This is a genomic window from Pseudomonas sp. TWP3-1, assembly GCF_049896625.1.
Classification (GTDB): Bacteria; Pseudomonadota; Gammaproteobacteria; order Pseudomonadales; family Pseudomonadaceae; genus Aquipseudomonas.
Genome location: NZ_JAFCUQ010000001.1, coordinates 647165 through 665399, shown reverse-complemented (window position 1 = coordinate 665399; position 18235 = coordinate 647165). Strand labels below are relative to the sequence as shown.

Here is an 18235-nt window from a genome sequence, read left to right as displayed (position 1 = left end):
ATGCGCACCGAACAACCGAAGATGATTTACCTGAAGGACTATCAGGCGCCCGAGTACCTGATCGACGAAACGCACCTGACCTTCGAGTTGTTCGAGGACCACAGTCTGGTCCATGCGCAACTGGTGATGCGCCGCAACCCGGCGCGTGGCCCGGGCCTGCCGCCACTGGTGCTGGATGGCCAGCATCTGGAACTGCTGTCGGTGACGGTGGCCGATAAGGCGCTGTCCGAAGGCGACTACGAGCTGAGCGAAGACCACCTGACCCTGCACCCGACCAGCGAAAGCTTCACGGTCGATACCAGCGTCAAGATCCACCCGGAAACCAACACCGCGCTGGAAGGCTTGTACAAGTCCGGCACGATGTTCTGCACCCAGTGCGAGGCCGAAGGTTTCCGCAAGATCACCTATTACCTCGACCGCCCGGACGTGATGAGCAAATTCACCACCACCGTGGTCGCCGAGCAACACCGCTACCCGGTGCTGTTGTCCAACGGCAACCCGATTGCCAGCGGCCCCGGCGAAGACGGCCGGCACTGGGCGACCTGGGAAGATCCGTTCATGAAACCGGCGTACTTGTTTGCGCTGGTGGCCGGTGACTTGTGGTGCGTTGAAGACAGCTTCACCACCATGTCCGAGCGCAACGTGGCGCTGCGCATTTACGTCGAGCCGGAAAACATCGACAAGTGCCAGCACGCCATGACCAGCCTGAAAAAGTCGATGCGCTGGGACGAAGAGGTCTACGGTCGCGAATACGATCTGGACATCTTCATGATCGTCGCCGTGAACGACTTCAACATGGGCGCGATGGAGAACAAGGGCCTCAACATCTTCAACTCCAGCGCCGTACTGGCCCGCGCCGAAACCGCTACCGATGCCGCGCACCAGCGCGTCGAGGCGATTGTCGCCCACGAATACTTTCACAACTGGTCGGGCAACCGCGTGACCTGCCGCGACTGGTTCCAGTTGTCGCTCAAGGAAGGCTTCACCGTGTACCGTGACGCGGGTTTCTCCGCCGACATGAACTCGGCCACGGTCAAGCGCATTCAGGACGTGGCATACCTGCGTACCCACCAGTTCGCCGAAGATGCCGGCCCGATGGCCCACGCCGTGCGCCCGGACAGCTTCATCGAGATCTCCAACTTCTACACCCTGACCGTGTACGAAAAGGGTTCGGAAGTGGTCGGCATGATCCACACTTTGCTCGGCGCCGAAGGCTTCCGTAGGGGCAGCGATCTGTACTTCGAGCGTCACGACGGCCAAGCCGTGACCTGCGACGATTTCATCAAGGCCATGGAAGATGCCAATGGCGTTGACCTGACCCAGTTCAAACGCTGGTACAGCCAGGCCGGTACGCCGCGTCTGGCGGTCATCGAGTTCTACGACGCTGCGGCGAAGACCTACAGCCTGACCTTCCGCCAGAGCTGCCCGGAAACTCCGGACAAGGTTGAAAAACTGCCGTTCGTGATCCCGGTGGAATTGGGCCTGCTTGACTCGAAAGGCGCGGCGATTGCCTTGCGTCTTGCCGGTGAAGCCAGCGCTCAGGGCACTTCGCGGGTGATTTCGGTGACTGAAGCCGAACAGACTTTCACTTTCGTCGACATCGCTGAACAGCCGCTGCCGTCGTTGCTGCGCGGCTTCTCGGCGCCGGTGAAACTCAGCTTCCCGTACAACCGTGATCAGTTGATGTTCCTGATGCAGCACGACAGCGACGGTTTCAACCGCTGGGATGCCGGTCAGCAACTGTCGGTGCAAGTGCTGCAAGAGCTGATTGCCCAGCAGCAGAAAGGCGAGAAGCTGGCCCTTGATCCGCGCCTGGTTTCGGCCCTGCGCAGCGTGCTGTCGGACGAATCGCTGGATCAGGCAATGGTCGCGGAAATGCTCTCGCTTCCAGGCGAGGCGTATCTGACTGAAATCAGCGAAACGGCTGACGTCGACGCGATCCACATCGCCCGCGAATTCGCGCGCAAGCAATTGTCCGAAGGCTTGTTCGAAGCGCTGTGGTTGCGTTACCAGGCCAATCGCGATCTGTCGAAGAAAACCCCGTACGTGGCCGAAGCCGAGCACTTCGCTCGCCGCGCGTTGCAGAACATTGCGCTGTCGTACCTGATGCTCAGCGGCAAACCGGAAGTGCTGGCGGCGACGCTGGAACAGTTCGAAACCGCCGACAACATGACCGAACGCCTGACCGCGCTGGCGGTGTTGGTCAACTCGCCGTTCGAGGAACAGAAGGCTGCGGCACTGGCGAGTTTCGCCGAGCAGTTCAAGGACAATCCGCTGGTCATGGATCAGTGGTTCAGCGTGCAGGCCGGCAGCACCTTGCCGGGCGGTCTGCAGCGGGTGAAGGCGCTGATGCAACATCCGGCGTTCACCATGAAGAACCCGAACAAAGTCCGCGCGCTGGTCGGCGCGTTTGCCGGGCAGAACCTGATCAACTTCCACGCGGCGGATGGTTCGGGGTATCGCTTCCTCGCCGATCTGGTGATCGAGTTGAACGGCTTCAACCCGCAGATTGCTTCTCGGCAATTGGCGCCGCTGACGCGCTGGCGCAAGTATGACGCTGCTCGTCAGGCGTTGATGAAGGCTGAGCTGGAGCGAATCTTGGCGTCAGGGCAGCTGTCGAGTGATGTGTATGAGGTGGTAAGCAAAAGCCTGGCTTGAGAGATTGGCTCAAAAGCTTTCCCCTCACCCTCACCCTAACCCTCTCCCGGAGGGAGAGGGGACTGACCGAGGTGTTCTTTCGAGTTACACCGACTTGAAGTACCGAGTCGAACTCAAGTTTCAAAAGCACGAAGATCGGCTCCCTTTCCCCCTCGCCCCCCTGGGGGAGAGGGCTGGGGTGAGGGGGTTAGATGTTCGCCATGCCACAAAACAGGAGCCGAATAAAAAACCCTCTACTTCTTCAGATCGAACCGATCCAGGTTCATCACCTTCGCCCAGGCCTTCACAAAGTCCTGCACGAACTGCTCTTTGGCATCCGCACTCGCATACACCTCAGCCACCGCACGCAATATCGCGTTAGACCCAAACACCAGGTCCACTCGGGTCGCCGTCCACTTCACATTGCCGTTCTTGCGATCCCGCCCTTCAAACTCGTCCGCACTTTGCGAGGTGGGTTTCCACTCCACCCCCATGTCCAACAGATTTTTGAAAAAGTCATTGGTCAAAGTGCCGGGACGGTCGGTGAAAACACCGTGTTTCGTTTGGCCGACATTGGTGTCCAAAACCCGCAAACCGCCAATCAACACGGTCAACTCCGGCGCCGAAAGGGTCAGCAGTTGCGCCTTGTCGATCAACAACGCTTCGGCCGGGACGCGGAATTTGCTTCGGGCGAAGTTGCGGAAGCCGTCGGTGTGCGGTTCGAGGAAGCCGAATGATTCAACGTCGGTTTGCTCCTGAGTCGCATCTGCGCGGCCGGGCGAGAAGGGCACCGTCAGCGTATGCCCGGCATTCTTCGCGGCCTGCTCAACCCCGGCATTGCCTGCCAGCACGATCAGATCCGCTAGTGAGATTTTCTTGCCGGACGCTCCAGCGTTGAAGTCGTTCTGAATCCCTTCCAGCGTGCTCAGCACCTTGCTCAGTTGCTCCGGCTGATTGGCCTGCCAGAATTTCTGCGGCGCCAGACGCAGGCGCCCGCCGTTGGCTCCGCCGCGTTTGTCCGAACCACGGAAGGTGGAAGCAGCTGCCCAGGCAGTGGAAACCAGCTCTGAAACGGACAAGCCAGAGGCAAGTACTTTGCTTTTCAGATCGGCGACTTCAGCGTCGCTCACCAATGCATGAGTCACGTCGGGAATCGGGTCCTGCCACAGCAGTTCTTCCTTCGGCAGTTCCGGGCCGAGATGACGGGACAGCGGCCCCATGTCACGGTGGATCAGTTTGTACCAGGCACGGGCGAAGGCGTCCGCCAATTGATCGGGATTGGCCAGGAAGCGCCGGGAAATCTGCTCGTAAGCCGGATCGAAACGCAACGCCAGATCGGAGGTCAGCATCGTTGGACTGAGGCGCTTGTTCGGGTCGTGGGCATGCGGAATGGTGCCAGCGCCGGCGCCGTTCTTGGGTGTCCACTGATGGGCACCGGCCGGGCTTTTAGTCAGTTCCCACTCGAAGCCGAACAGGTTTTCCAGGTAGTTGTTGCTCCACTGGGTGGGGGTGGTGGTCCAGGTGACTTCCAGGCCACTGGTGATGGTGTCAGCACCCTTGCCGGTGCCGAAACTGTTTTTCCAGCCCAAACCTTGTTGTTCGAGGTCTGCCGCTTCCGGTTCCGGGCCGACGTTATCCGCAGGGCCGGCGCCGTGGGTTTTGCCGAAGGCGTGCCCGCCAGCGATCAGGGCCACGGTTTCTTCGTCGTTCATCGCCATGCGGCCGAAGGTTTCGCGAATGTCCTTGGCCGAGGCGACTGGATCGGGATTGCCCTCGGGGCCTTCCGGGTTCACATAGATCAGGCCCATTTGCACTGCAGCGAGCGGGTTTTCCAGATTGCGTTCGCCCTGATTGGTGCGGCTTTCTTCGTTGCCATGCAAGTCGGGTTCGGCAACAAGGGTGCCGTCACCGGGTTCTTGCATCAGCTGTTGTTCCTTACCGTAGCGGGTATCGCCGCCGAGCCATTTGTTTTCCGAACCCCAATACACATCTTCATCCGGCTCCCAGACGTCAGCGCGACCACCGGAGAATCCAAAGGTCTTGAAGCCCATGGATTCCAGCGCGACGTTGCCGGTGAGCACGATCAGGTCAGCCCAGGAAATGTTGCGACCGTACCTTTGCTTGATCGGCCACAACAGGCGACGGGCCTTGTCGAGGCTGACGTTGTCCGGCCAGCTGTTGAGCGGGGCGAAACGTTGCTGGCCGGAACCGGCACCGCCGCGACCGTCAGCGGTGCGGTAGGTCCCGGCGCTGTGCCAGGCCATGCGAATGAACAGTGGGCCGTAGTGGCCGAAGTCGGCGGGCCACCAGTCCTGTGAGTCAGTCATCAGCGCCGTCAGATCGCGTTTCAACGCTTGGAAATCCAGACTCTGAAACGCCTTGGCGTAGTCGAAGTCCTTGCCCAGCGGGTCGGACTGCGGCGCGTGCTGACTGAGGATTTTCAGATTCAGTTGATTCGGCCACCAATCACGATTGGTCGTGCCACCGCCGGCAGCGTGATTGAACGGGCACTTCGATTCGTTTGCCATGTTCGGGTCCTTATCAGGTCTTTGCGGCCGGCTCGTGCCGACTTCGGACTTGTAAGGCTAGACCCGACTTGGCCAGTCAGCTAATAGGCCGACTATTGGTGGCTGATAGGCAAAGTCTTTTATCCAATCAGAGTCAACTCGATTGCGCGGCATCATCCGCCGGTACGTCATCGAGCATATCTTCCTGCCCCGGCAACTCGGTGATCACGCTGAAATCGGTCACCTCGACCGCGCCCAACCCATAACCCAGCAAGTGAAAAGAGAACGCTTTGCGCGGCAGGGGGTTGTCGAAGCTGAAGTCCATTTGCAGCGGTTGATCGGCCGTGGCGACCATTTCTGTTGGCAATCCGAGTTGCACGTCCTGCTCGAATTCCTTGGCCTTGAGCTGTATGTAGGCAGCCTGCTGCGGATCCATCGAACGCACGGTCAGGCGCACGCGGGTGTGCGAGCCTTTGGGCATTTCCAGATATTGCGCGCCGATCAGGTTATCGGCCCAGTCATCCTTGATCTGCGCTTGCAGCGGGATGACGTTGTCGCTGCCGAACTGATAACGATGGTTGAGCGAGGTGCGCAGCAGCGACAGATCCAGGGCGTTGGCACGGGCGGCGATTTGCCGGGCGCTGTGACTGCTGGCGTTGCCTTTGAATTTGGCACTCTCGGCGATGAACCCGCTGCTGGCGTAAGAACGGCAGCGGCGCGGCATGTCGCACTCGGTGAGGATGCCGTTGCCATCGTGGTAGCGCAGTTTGCCGTTGGTGAACGACATGATTTCGCGGCCGGTATCGTAATCGCGAAACAGCGAGCGACCGCTAAGGGCGGAAGGCACCGGAAAATCAAAGTAATCAAGGATCGACGCGCTGAGGTCGACGTGGCCATACACCCCGGAGTTCAAGCGCGGCAACTGCGCCTGCTCCGGCGCGAGGGTCAGGTTGAAACCCCACGAGGAAGCGAGACGCACGCCGTCGATGCCGTGGGATTCATCCGAGGTAATCACCACCAGCGTGTCTTTCAGCACGCCCTGACGCTCCAGCCCTTGCAGAAACTGCTCCAGCGCATCGTCCAGATACCCGACGGCGGCTTGCTTGGGCGTGTCGTAGCGTTGCAGATACTCATCCGGCGCGGAGTAGGGCTGATGGGTGCCGACGGTCAGCAGGGTGAGCATCCACGGCTGCCTGGTTTTCTTCAACTGGCCGACGTACTTCAACGCGCCTTCGAAAAACGCCTTGTCATCCTTGCCCCACGGGAACTCCAGATAATTGGCGTTGGTGAACCATTCCAGACCATGGGTCGCATCGAAACCGATGTGCGGCATGATCTTGTCCTTGGCCATGAAACGCAGACCCGCGCCTTGCAGGTAGTGAGTGGCGAAACCGTGCTGGCGCAATTGCGCGGGCAGGCAGGCCTGATTGCGTTCCTGCTGGGTGAGCATTTCCACGCCTTTGGGCGTGCCATTGTCGAGTTTGTCGTAATCGCCGCAAAGCATGGCGTACAGCCCGCGAATCGTCTGGTGGGTGTGCAGTACATAATCCGGGGTGTTCATGCCGCGCTCGGCCCAGCGGCTGAGATTGGGCATCAGGTCTTCCTGATAATGGCTGCCGATGGCTTCGCGGTTGGCACCAATGTAGGCACCGGGAATGCCTTCCAGGGCGATGATCAACACGTTGCGCGCCTGACCTCGCCCCGCCAGCAGGCTTTGGCCGTTGAGGTCGACATCGGTCAGACCGGCCATCGGCGGTGTAGCTACGACGGCGTCGCCGTCCAGCCATTCCTCGGCCTGCATCTGCACATCGGCCACTTGAGTGGCGAGCAGTTGGTGCGGGAGGTTGTACAAACGCCACGGGTCGGCATCGCTCGGGGAGATGTTTTGTGCGCCCCAGTGTGCGGTGAACAGCAGCAACGGCCCTGCCCATATCGCACGCGGCAGGGCCGGGGCCGGTATGGCACGACGGGTCCACTGCGTCACCAGCCACGCGATCAGCGCCAGCAGCAGCGCCACGGCCAACCCCGGATGGGCGAAACCGCCACCGGTGGAGTTTTCCACGAACTGCGGGTCGATCAGATAATGCAGATCGGTCGGGTTGGGCAAGCGGCCCACCGCACTGACCAACTCTGCCGTGGCCACCGCCAGCAAACCCCAGAACACCAGCACCGGTAGCGCCAGCCACCAAGGGCGGCGATGCAGCAGCACGACCAGCAGGCTGCCGATCGCCAGATCCGACAGATAGCCGAACGGCGTCGACCAGCCGAGTGCCGCGCGCAGGCACACGGGCACGATCAGCACCAAAGTGATCAGGGAGACAAGGCGTGCATCCAGCTGCCGCAACCGGTGAAAAATAGCGCTCACAAAAAAAGACCTTCCAGTCATCAAACCGTCATAAAAAGTGGGCGCGATGATAACAAGGGTAGGAGCGCTGATCGTGTTTTTAAACGCCAAATTGATCTGGCCGCGGAGCACCGCGCGGCCACTGCGCATCGCGTGAGACCTTGACCGGCGCTCACGTCAGCCTTGGTGGCTGTTGATTCAGAGGAGGGGGAATTATTGTTTCAGGCTATTTATCGAGCCTGTGTGCCTTCGATCTGTTTAAGCTGCATTTACATCAAAAGCAAAACGGGGCGACATGATCAAGATCATATCGCCCCGTTTTTACTGCTTGGAACGCGCGATCAATGCATCTTGCTGTGATCGTGCGCTTCCATGGTCAGCGCCTTGACCTGCGCCTCAACCTTGACCGTTTCCTTCTCGCCTTTGGCGTTCTCGACGGTCAGGGTCAGCGGCACGGTTTCGCCTTCTTTCAACTGACCGGTCAGGCCCATCAGCATCACGTGGTAGCCGTTCGGATCGAAGTTGACGGTTTTGCCCGCTGGCAGCTCCACCGACTTCACCGGGCCCATGCTCATGACGTCGTTCTTCATGCTCATTTCGTGGATCTGCACATCTTTGGCCGCAGGCGAGGCGACGCTGAGCAGTTTGCTGTCGCTGTCGGCGGTGACGGTCATGAACGCGCCGCTGGCCGACTGGTTCGGCACGGTCGCACGCACCCAGGCGTTGTCGACGCGGGTCTGCGCCGCAGCGCTGAATGCCAGGCCCAACAGGGACAAGCCCAGTACGGCACGTTTGATATTGGTGAAAACAGGGTTCATCAGCAGACCTCCATGACGGTAAGCAAATCTTCGGTGCACTCTTGTGCAGTCAGCGATTGGGACAGGCCCACACGCAGTCCGCCACGGGTGTCGTAGACGTAACTGGTGGCGGTGTGGGAGATGGTGTAGGTATCGCCGGCCGGGACTTTTTCGAAGAACACATCGAACTCCTTGGCCGTGGCTTTGGTTTCTTCAAGGGTGCCGTACAGCGCGACGAAGCTTGGGTCGAAGGCTTTGACGTAGGCGTCGAGAATTTCTGGCGTGTCGCGTTCCGGGTCGAGGGAGATGAACACCACTTGCAGGATGTCGCCGTCCTTGCCCATCAGCTTCTTGATTTTTGCCGCGCGGGCCAGCGTGGTCGGGCAGACTGCCGGGCACTGGGTGAAGCCGAAGAAGATCATCGGCATCAGGCCGCGAAAGCTCGACAGCGACACGGTGTTGCCTTCGGTGTCTTTGAGCTTGAAGGTGCGCCCCATGATCTTGTCGCTCAGATCCTTGCCGTATTTGTACGACAGTTGGCCACGGGTGTCGCAGCCGGCGAGCAGGCCCAGACCGAGCACGCCCATTCCCGCAAGCACCTTGCGGCGAGTCAACAAAGCCGTCATTTCATACCGCCTTTTGTAGCCCGCCAGTCGCTGAGACAGGCGGGCGGTTAACCGTAAAAGCGGCGCATGATAGCAAACTGAACCGGCGGGTCGGTTTTCGATCGTCCGTCAATGTCGGATCCGGCGACAAAAGGTGTAAGAAAAAGTGACCTGCGGTTACTGAGTGATGGGCTCAAACGTGCTCCAGCCCCCGCCGAGCGCGGTGTACAGGTTTACCTCGGCGACCAGTTGCGCCAGTCGATCAGTGATCAAGCCTTGCTGCGAACTGAACAGCGAACGCTGGGCATCGAGGAACACCAGGCTGCTGTCGACTCCGCTCTGATAGCGGTGTTGCGCCATGTTGTAGTAATCCTGCGTGGCCTGCACCAGATCGCGCTGGGCTTGCAGTTGCTGCTGATAAGTCTGGCGCGCCGCCAACCCGTCGGCCACTTCCTGAAACGAGGTCTGGATCGATTTCTCGTATTGCGCCACGTTGATGTCTTTCTGCAGTTTCGAGTAATCCAGACTCGCGCGCAGGCTGCCGGCGTTGAAAACCGGCAGGTTGATCTGCGGTTGAAACAACCACGCGCCCGAGCCACCCTTGAACAGTCCGGACAGATCACTGCTGGAGGTGCCGGCATTCGCGGTCAGGCTGACACTGGGGAAAAACGCCGCACGCGCCGCGCCGATGTTGGCGTTGGCCGCGCGCAGTTGGTATTCGGCCTGAACAATATCCGGCCGGCGTTGCAGCAGATCCGACGGTAGCCCGGCCGGCAGTTGCGCCAGCAGATCGCTCGACAGCGGACGCGCCGGCAGCGTGTCGGGCACTGGCGCACCGACCAGCAGCGTCAGGCTGTTCAGGTCTTGCGCCACTTGCCGCTGATAGCGCGCAAGGCTGGCGCGGGTGCTATCGACGCTGGTCTGCGCCTGAATCTGTTCCAGCGCCGAGGACTTGCCGGCCTCGCGATTGCGCGTGGTCAGGCGCAGGCTTTGCTCATCGGCGGTTAGCGTCTCGTGGGCCAGAGCGAGCAGTTCCTGATCGGCGCGCCAGGTCAGGTAGGCGTTGGCTACGTTGGCTACCAGACTCAATTGCGCACTGCGCCGTGCTTCTTCGGTCGCCAACCAGCTCAGCAGCGCCTGCTGGCTGAGGCTGCGCACCCGACCGAAGAAGTCCAGTTCATAGGCGCTGACCCCGAGATTGACGCCGTAGGTGGAAGTGATTACGGCTTTGCTGTTAGCCACAGGCATGCGTCGGCGCAATTCAGAGGCAGTGGCCGAAACCGCTGGAAACAGATCGGCCCGTTGAATCCGGTACTGCGCCTGAAACGCCTCGACGTTGAGTGCCGCCACCCGCAGATCGCGGTTATTCACCAGCGCACTTTCAATCAACTGCTGCAACGCCGGGTCGTTGAATAATCTGCGCCAATCCTGATCAGCGCTGGAAACCTGCGATGCAGCCGGGTAAGCCGGGCCTTGCGGATATTGCGTAGCACTCGGCGACGTCGGGCGCTGGTAATCGGGAATCAACGAACAGCCGCCCAGCAGCAACGCCACGGACAGCAGGGAAATCGGCAACCTGAACATCAAACAGCCTCATGCACACAAGAAAACCGCCACCAAAACCGCATCAGGCCCCGGCCATCCATTTCGCCAGACCGTGTCGACCACTGACGCCGAGCTTGGCCGCCGCACGTTTCAGATAGGTCTCGATCGAGCTGTTTTTGACCCGCAGCTTTTCCGCCATTTGCGGCACGGTGCCGCCGGTCAACAGGCCCAGACACACCTCTTTCTCACGCGCCGACAAGCTGATTTCGCCCATGGCCAGGCGCTCATCGAAGACGTGTTGCAACGGTGTCTGTTCCTGATCTGCAGTTGGCAGGCGTGGCTGCCTGGCACTGGTCTGACGGCTGAGTTGCGCGTGGCGCTCGATCAGTGGCAACAGGGTGTCGGACAGGCTCTTGAGAAACGACAGTTCCGGCAGCGAGAAGACCCGATGGGTGTGCGGACGGTAAAACGCGATGACGCAGCGGCGATTCGAGGTGCGCGACACCAGATTGCACTGATGCACGCTGTGGTGCGGGGATTGCTGTCGCAACGAGGCTTTCAATTGGATCAACAGCGAGTCATTCATCTCGATCATCTTCTGCAGCAACGGATGATCGTCAGGTCGCTGCAAGGGATCAGGCGCAGGAAAGGTATCAGGCAATCCGGCACTGCCAAGGGGCTTGACCTCGACCACGCTGGCCTGGCGTTCATCCAGCGTCCACTCACTGAGATCGACGCGATTGACCGGCACCAGCGTGTCGACCAACTGGAACATGTTGTTGGCGAAATGATCGCCACCGGTGCTGGCAATCAACTCACCCAGTTGCCAGTAAAAATGCGGGTTTTCCGTGTTGCGAATACTGCCGGTCAGATTCATATCCTTGTCATCCTTGAATGAGAGCCATCGCTGAATCGTCTGCCGTGCACGCCCTGCCAAAAACCGTTTCTCCTTGAAAGCGATCTGCAGCGGGATTTAAGCCTATACATTTGTCCTACGTCTGTAGGGGAAAACAGGGACACAAAATGCCACCATTTCCGAAAAGCTGCTGCGACGCTTTCGACGCAAAAAGTCCCCACGGCGCGTTCGTCATGACCGAATGGTCACGGCTGCGCCCGATAATCTGCGGCATGAGCACAGTGGCGCGTTAACCGGCGGGTCTGGGGTGTGGCGTTTTTCCTACAGGTTTTTCAGCCTTTCCTTTCCGAACTTTTAGACGGATCGCCAAGTGTTAGCGCTCTGCACGGGGCCACAGGGCGCGCTGGCCGCTCAGGACTGTCCGGGTTTCAGGTGTCATGCCGGTTTCGGGGCCGATGCTTGAATATCAGGCATAACGCCATGAGACGGATCTTATGAACCATTTTGCTGCCGACGCAGTGGACGCTCTGTCCGCCACTTGCGAGACCTTCCCGCTGACCACTGCGCAACGCGACATCTGGCTGGATCAACTGAGTCAGGGCGATTCACCGCTGTACAACATTGGCGGCTATGTAGAGCTAAATGGCGTAATCGATCCGGTGTTGATGCAAGCGACCGTGGAGTGTCTGGTCGCGGCCAACGATGCGTTGCGCACAGTTTTGCTACCGGGCGCCGGCGCGGATGGATTACCGCTGCAAACCTTCGTCGCATCGCTGCCGGCGCCGCTGGCTTTGGTAGATTTTTCTGCGCATCCGGATCCGCACTCAGCCGCTCAGGCGCTGGTTGAAGCGCAGATGCAAGAGTCCTTTGCGCTGGATGGCCAGCCGTTGTTCCGCTTTGGGCTGATCCGCCTCGACCAGCGGTGTTACTGGTTCACCGCGCAGGCACATCATTTGATTATTGATGGCTGGGGTTTTGGGCTGCTGTTCAAATCCGCCGGCGAGATCTACAGCGCGTTGAGTGCAGGACAACAGCCGCTGTTGTCGGCTCCGTCGTTTGCCGGATTTATCGACGAGGATGGCCAATATCACGACTCCCCGCGTTACTTGAACGCAAAGACGTACTGGCTGGAAAAGTACCGCAACGTCCCCGAACCGCTGCTGACCGCGCGTTACCGGGAACAGATCGCACCGCCAACGCCGGCCCACGTCGTGGCCTTCCCGGCAGCGCTGCATGAGCGTATGAAAGACGTCGCGCGCACGCTCGGTGGCTCGGCATTTCATGTATTGCTGGCCGCACTGCATGTGTATTTCAGCCGCACCGCGCAGCGGGATGAGTGGGTGGTCGGCGTGCCGATCCTCAATCGCTCCGGCGCGCGCTTCAAAGCCACACTTGGGTTGTTCACCCAGGTCAGCGCGGTGTCGATGCACTTCGGTCGCGCGCTGTCGTTTGCCGAATTGATCAAAGCCATTGGCGATGAACTGAAGCAGGATTTTCGTCATCAGCGTTTTTCCCTGAGCGAGATGAACCGCGCGCTCGGCTTACTGGCTGAAGGGCGTTCGCAGTTGTTCGAAGTGTCACTGTCCTACGAGCAGGACGACCATGAGTATCTTTATGCTGAGGCGCCGGGACACGTGGTCAAGGTTTCCAATCGGCATGAAGCCACGCCGCTGGCCATTCATCTGCGCAGCAACCGATTCAACGACAAGGCCTGGCTGCATCTGCTGTATGGCTCGGCGTATTTCGACGCCGCCGAGGTCGCGGCGCTGGCGGAATGTCTGCTACTGATATTGCAGCAGGGGCTGGACAACCTCGATTTGACGGTTGGCGAGTTCAGACTGAATACCCCGGCAGAACTTGCGCAGTTGCAGCAGTGGAACGACACCCGCGCCGACTACCCGCAGGGCCTGACCATTCATCAACGCTTTGCCGCACGCGCAGCCGAGCAGCCGGATGCAGTCGCGGCGGTTAGCCAGGGACAGCAACTGACCTACGCCGAACTGAATCACGAGGCCAACTCACTCGCGCACCTGTTGATCGGGCTGGGTGTGCGGCCGGATGACCGAGTCGCGATTGTCGCCCGCCGAGGGCTGGACACGCTGGTCGGGCTGTTGGCGATTCTCAAGGCTGGCGCGGCGTATGTGCCGATTGATCCCGCGCATCCGGCCGAGCGCTTGAGTTATCTGCTCGGCGACAGCGCGCCGGTTGCGCTGCTGACTCAAAGTGATCTTCGCGAGCGCCTGCCGCAGTACCAAGTGCCCGTGGTCGAACTTGACCGGCGCCTGTGGCCGGTCAACCCGGTCAATCCGCAGGTGGCGAATCTGACCAGCGAACATCTGGCCTACGTGATCTACACCTCCGGCTCCACCGGCCAACCGAAAGGCGTGATGGTTGAACATCACACGCTGTCGAACCTGGTGGACTGGCACCGCGAAGCCTTCGACCTTGACGCTGACAGCCACACCTCAAGCCTCGCCGGATTCGGTTTCGACGCCATGGCCTGGGAAGTCTGGCCAGCGCTGTGTGCCGGGGCGACCCTGCATCTGGCACCGGCCAATGACGGCAGTGAAGACATTGATGCGCTGCTGGAGTGGTGGCGCGCGCAACCGCTGGACGTGAGTTTCCTGCCGACGCCGATTGCCGAATATGCTTTCAGTCGGCACATCGAACACCCGAGCTTGCGCACGCTGCTGATCGGCGGTGATCGCCTGCGCCAATTCAACCGCGCGCAGAGCTTTGAGGTGATCAACAACTACGGCCCGACCGAGGCCACGGTGGTTGCCAGCTCTGGCCGCATCGAACCCGGCGCGCCGCTGCACATTGGCAGACCGGTGAGTAACGCCACGCACTACGTGCTGGATGAGCAGCAGCAAGCGCTGCCGATTGGCGTTGCCGGTGAGCTGTATGTCGGGGGTGCCGGGGTTGCCCGTGGTTATCTCAATCGACCGGAGTTGACGGCCGAACGCTTCCTCGACGATCCGTTCAGCACCCAGCCGAACGCGCGCATGTATCGCAGCGGCGATCTGGTGCGCTGGCGGCCTGACGGCAATCTTGAATACCTGGGGCGCAATGACGATCAGGTGAAAATCCGTGGCGTGCGCGTCGAACTCGGTGAAATCGAAGCCGCGCTGGCCAGTCATGAATCAGTGCGCGAAGCCGTGGTGCTGGTACGCGACGGCCAGTTGCAGGCGTGGTTCACCGAGCATCAACCGCTGGACATCACCCTGTTGCACGAACATCTGAAAAACCATTTGCCCAGCGCATTGCTGCCGTCAGCCTATGTGCGCATCCCGGCGCTGCCGCTGACCGCCAACGGCAAACTCGATCGCCAGGCGTTGCCTGCTCCGGGGCCGGACGCGCTGATCCGCAGGGTGTACGAAGCACCGCAGGGCGACGTGGAAATTCTCCTGGCGCAACTCTGGGGCGAAGTGCTGCAAGTCGAGCGAGTAGGGCGCCACGACCATTTCTTCGAACTGGGCGGGCATTCGTTGCTCGCGGTCAATCTGATCGAACGCATGCGCCAGAATGGCATGAGCAGCGACGTGCGCGTGCTGTTCGGTCAGCCGACACTCGCGGCATTGGCCGCTGCGGTGGGTAGCGGTCGCGAAGTGGAAGTGCCGGCCAATCGCATCCCGCTCGGTTGCACGCATATCACCCCGGATATGCTGGCGCTGGTGCAACTTGATCAGGCAACCATCGACACTGTTCTGGCCACGGTGCCGGGTGGCGCGACCAATGTGCAGGACATCTATCCGCTGGCGCCGTTGCAGGAAGGCATTCTTTACCACCACATCACCGCCGAGCAGGGCGATCCGTATCTGCTGCAATCGCATCTGGCCTTCGACAATCTCGCGCGGGTGGAAGCCTATGCGGCGGCGCTGTGTGAGGTCATGGCGCGCCACGATATCTTGCGCACTGCGGTTGTCTGGGAGGGATTGAGTACACCGCTGCAAGTGGTTTGGCGCGAGGCGCAACTGCCGGTGCAAGAGATCGTGCTCGATCCGGCCGAGGGCGATGTGCTGGAGCAACTGCATCAGCGCTTCGATGCGCGCAGCTATCGCCTGGATATCAGCCAGGCGCCGCTGATTCGACTGTTTTATGCGCGCGATCCGGCCCGTGGGCGCATTGTCGCGATCTTGCTGTTTCATCACTTGGCGATGGATCACATCGCACTCGAAGCGATGCGCGAAGAAATGCGCCTGAGCCTGATGGGCCATACCGATCCGCTGCCGGCGGCGGTGCCGTATCGCAACTATGTGGCGCAGACTCGGCTGGGTGTGAGCGAAGCCGAACACGAGGCGTTTTTCCGCGAAATGCTCGGCGATATCGATGAGCCGACGCTGCCTTTTGGGTTGCAGGATGTGCAGGGTGACGGTCGTGGCATCGACGAAGCGGTGCAAACATTACCCGCCGAGATTGATCGACGTTTGCGCCTGCAAGCGCGGCAGTCGGGTGTCAGCGTGGCGAGCCTGATTCATCTGGCATGGGCGCAGGTATTGGCAGCGACCTCAGGGCTGCAACACGTGGTGTTCGGCACGGTGCTGATGGGCCGAATGCAGGGCGGCGAGGGGGCGGATCGTGCGCTCGGCGTGTTCATCAATACCTTGCCGTTACGCGTCGATGTCGATCAAGGCGTGCGCGCAGCAGTGCAGGCGACCCATGCGCGGCTGACCGCGCTGCTCGGGCATGAACATGCGTCGCTGGCACTGGCCCAGCGTTGCAGTGGCGTGGCCTCGCCGTCGCCGCTGTTCAGTGCGTTGCTCAACTACCGGCACACCGACGCCGAGCAATCCGCACGTCAAGTCTGGGAAGGCATCGAAACCCTGGCCAACGAAGAGCGCACCAATTACCCGGTGACCCTGAGCGTGGATGATCTGGGCAGCGGCATGCAATTGACCACCCGCACGCTCAACAGCGTCGGTGCACAACGGATTTGCGCTTACGTGCAAACCGCGTTGCAATCGCTGGTCGACGCGTTGGAACACGCCCCGCAACAACCCTTGAACCGCTTGTCGATCCTGCCGGCGGCGGAGCTTGAGCAACTGTTGATCGAGTTCAACAACACCGAAGTCGATTGCCCGATTGATCAGCCGCTGCAAACCCTGTTCGAGCAACAAGTGCAGCGCAAACCGCATGCCATCGCGGTGCAGGCGGGTGAGCAGACGCTGACTTACCGCGAACTCAACGAGCAGGCCAACCGACTCGCCCATCACCTGCGCGAGCACGGCGTGCAAGCGGATTCGCGGGTGGCGATCTGTGTCGAGCGCAGTCTCGATCTGGTGGTCGGTCTGCTGGCGATTCTCAAGGCTGGCGGCGCGTATGTGCCGCTGGATCCGGAGTATCCGCTGGAGCGCCTGCATTACATGCTCAAGGACAGCGCGCCGGTGGCGGTGCTGGTGCAGGCCGCCACCCGCGAACTGCTGGGTGATCCGGGCCTGCCGCTGATCGATTTCGATCAATGCGCGTGGCAGCAAAAATCGCCGGGCAATCTGCATGTGCCGGGCCTGAGCGCGGCGAATCTGGCCTACATGATTTACACCTCCGGCTCCACCGGCACGCCGAAGGGCGTGATGATCGAACACCGTGGCCTGTGCAATCTGGTGCATTGGGGTTCGCAGATCTGCCCGCCGACGCCGGATGCGGCGCTGCTGCAAAAAGCGCCGTTCAGTTTTGACGGTTCAGTGTGGGAATTCTTCTGGCCGCTGACGGCGGGTGTACGGCTGGTGCTGGCGCGTCCCGGCGGCCATCGCGAGCCGGCGTATCTGGCGCAGGTGATTCGCGAGCAGCAAATCAGCGTGGTCAAATTCGTGCCGGCGCTGCTGCAACAATTCCTCGAGCTGGAAGGCGTCAGTCAGTGCAGCAGTCTCAGCGACGTGTTCTGCGGGGGCGGCGAACTCACCGCAGCCTTGGCCCGCAGCGTGCGCCAACGCCTGCCGTGGGTGCGTTTGCATAATGTCTACGGCCCGACCGAAGCCACGGTCGACAGCACCGCGTGGACGCTGGAGCCAAAAATGCCGATGCCGGAGAGCGAGCTGCCGATTGGCAGCGCCATCTGCAACACCCGGCTGTATGTTCTAGATGCGCATGATCGACCGGTGCCGCTCGGCGTCAGCGGCCAGTTGCACATTGGCGGGGTTGGCGTGGCACGCGGTTATCTCGGCTTGCCGGACATGCAGGCCGAGAGGTTTATCGACAGCCCGTTCGTGGCCGGTGATCGGCTGTATCGCACCGGGGATCTGGTGCGTTATCGGGCCGATGGCAATCTTGAGTTTCTCGGGCGCAATGACTTCCAGGTCAAGCTGCGTGGCTTGCGTTTGGAACTGGGTGAAATCGAAGCGCGGCTGATCGAGCATCCGGCGGTGCGTGAAGCGGTGGTGCTGGTACGCGACGAGCGGCTGGTGGCGTATTTCAGCGTACGCGACGGCGAGTCCGCGCCGGGCATTGAAGCCTTGCGCGCGCATGTGCTGGAGCGTTTGCCGGATTACATGACGCCGGGCGCGTTTGTGCTGCTCGACACGTTACCACTGTCGCCGAACGGCAAGGTCGACCGCAAAGCCTTGCCGGCACCGGATCAGGCCTCGGTCATCAGCCGTGCATACGAGGCGCCGCAAGGCGCAGTCGAAACCGCGCTCGCGCAGATCTGGGCCGAGGTGTTGGGTGTCGAGCAGGTCGGCCGTCACGACAACTTCTTCGAACTTGGCGGGCATTCATTGCTGGCGGTGAGTCTGGTGGCGCGCATGCGTCAGGCCGGGTTGCACGTCGATGCACGCACGCTGTTCAGCCAGCCGACGCTCGCGGCACTGGCCGCGCAGACCACGGCGCAGGCGAGGCAGGTCGAAATCCCGCAAACCACCATCCCGACACTCAACCGCAAACGCCGACTCTGAGCGATGTACGGCCTCACTGTAGGAGCTGCCGAAGGCTGCGATCTTTTGATCTGGATC

8 protein-coding genes are annotated in these 18235 nt (G+C 60.9%); 2 read left to right on the top strand and 6 right to left on the bottom strand.

Annotated features, from left to right (window positions below; all coding sequences use genetic code 11):
- Window positions 1-2658 (top strand): aminopeptidase N, encoded by a 2658-nt coding sequence (gene pepN, locus ACP7BN_RS02965; RefSeq protein WP_426201487.1) that lies wholly within the window; start codon window positions 1-3, stop codon window positions 2656-2658.
- A gap of 233 nt (window positions 2659-2891) precedes the next feature.
- On the opposite strand, the gene katG is transcribed toward pepN, so the two are convergent.
- The 6 genes from katG to ACP7BN_RS02935 all read right to left on the bottom strand — a co-directional run bounded on the left by katG (window position 2892) and on the right by ACP7BN_RS02935 (window position 11312).
- On the bottom strand, window positions 2892-5165 hold the full coding sequence (gene katG / locus ACP7BN_RS02960; RefSeq protein ID WP_426201485.1) for a catalase/peroxidase HPI: 2274 nt from the start codon (window positions 5163-5165) through the stop codon (window positions 2892-2894).
- Window positions 5166-5298: 133 nt separating this feature from the next.
- Window positions 5299-7509 (bottom strand): LTA synthase family protein, encoded by a 2211-nt coding sequence (locus tag ACP7BN_RS02955; RefSeq protein ID WP_426201483.1) that lies wholly within the window; start codon window positions 7507-7509, stop codon window positions 5299-5301.
- Between the two features lie 320 nt (window positions 7510-7829).
- A complete protein-coding gene (locus ACP7BN_RS02950; RefSeq protein WP_426201481.1) occupies window positions 7830-8306 on the bottom strand; it encodes a copper chaperone PCu(A)C in 477 nt (158 codons plus the stop codon).
- The gene (locus tag ACP7BN_RS02945; RefSeq protein ID WP_426201479.1) at window positions 8306-8911 is read right to left on the bottom strand and encodes an SCO family protein; all 606 of its coding nucleotides are present in this window, start codon (window positions 8909-8911) and stop codon (window positions 8306-8308) included. Before ACP7BN_RS02945 ends, ACP7BN_RS02950 begins: the two co-directional genes overlap by 1 nt.
- A gap of 156 nt (window positions 8912-9067) precedes the next feature.
- A complete protein-coding gene (locus tag ACP7BN_RS02940) occupies window positions 9068-10474 on the bottom strand; it encodes an efflux transporter outer membrane subunit (RefSeq protein WP_426201477.1) in 1407 nt (468 codons plus the stop codon).
- Window positions 10475-10517: 43 nt separating this feature from the next.
- Complete coding sequence (locus ACP7BN_RS02935) at window positions 10518-11312, bottom strand: helix-turn-helix transcriptional regulator (RefSeq protein ID WP_426201475.1); 795 nt, start codon at window positions 11310-11312, stop codon at window positions 10518-10520.
- 473 nt (window positions 11313-11785) lie between these two features.
- On the opposite strand from ACP7BN_RS02935, the gene ACP7BN_RS02930 reads away from it, so the two are divergent.
- Window positions 11786-18178: an amino acid adenylation domain-containing protein gene (locus tag ACP7BN_RS02930; protein WP_426201474.1), complete on the top strand. Its 6393-nt coding sequence runs from the start codon at window positions 11786-11788 to the stop codon at window positions 18176-18178.
- Window positions 18179-18235: the final 57 nt, after the last annotated feature.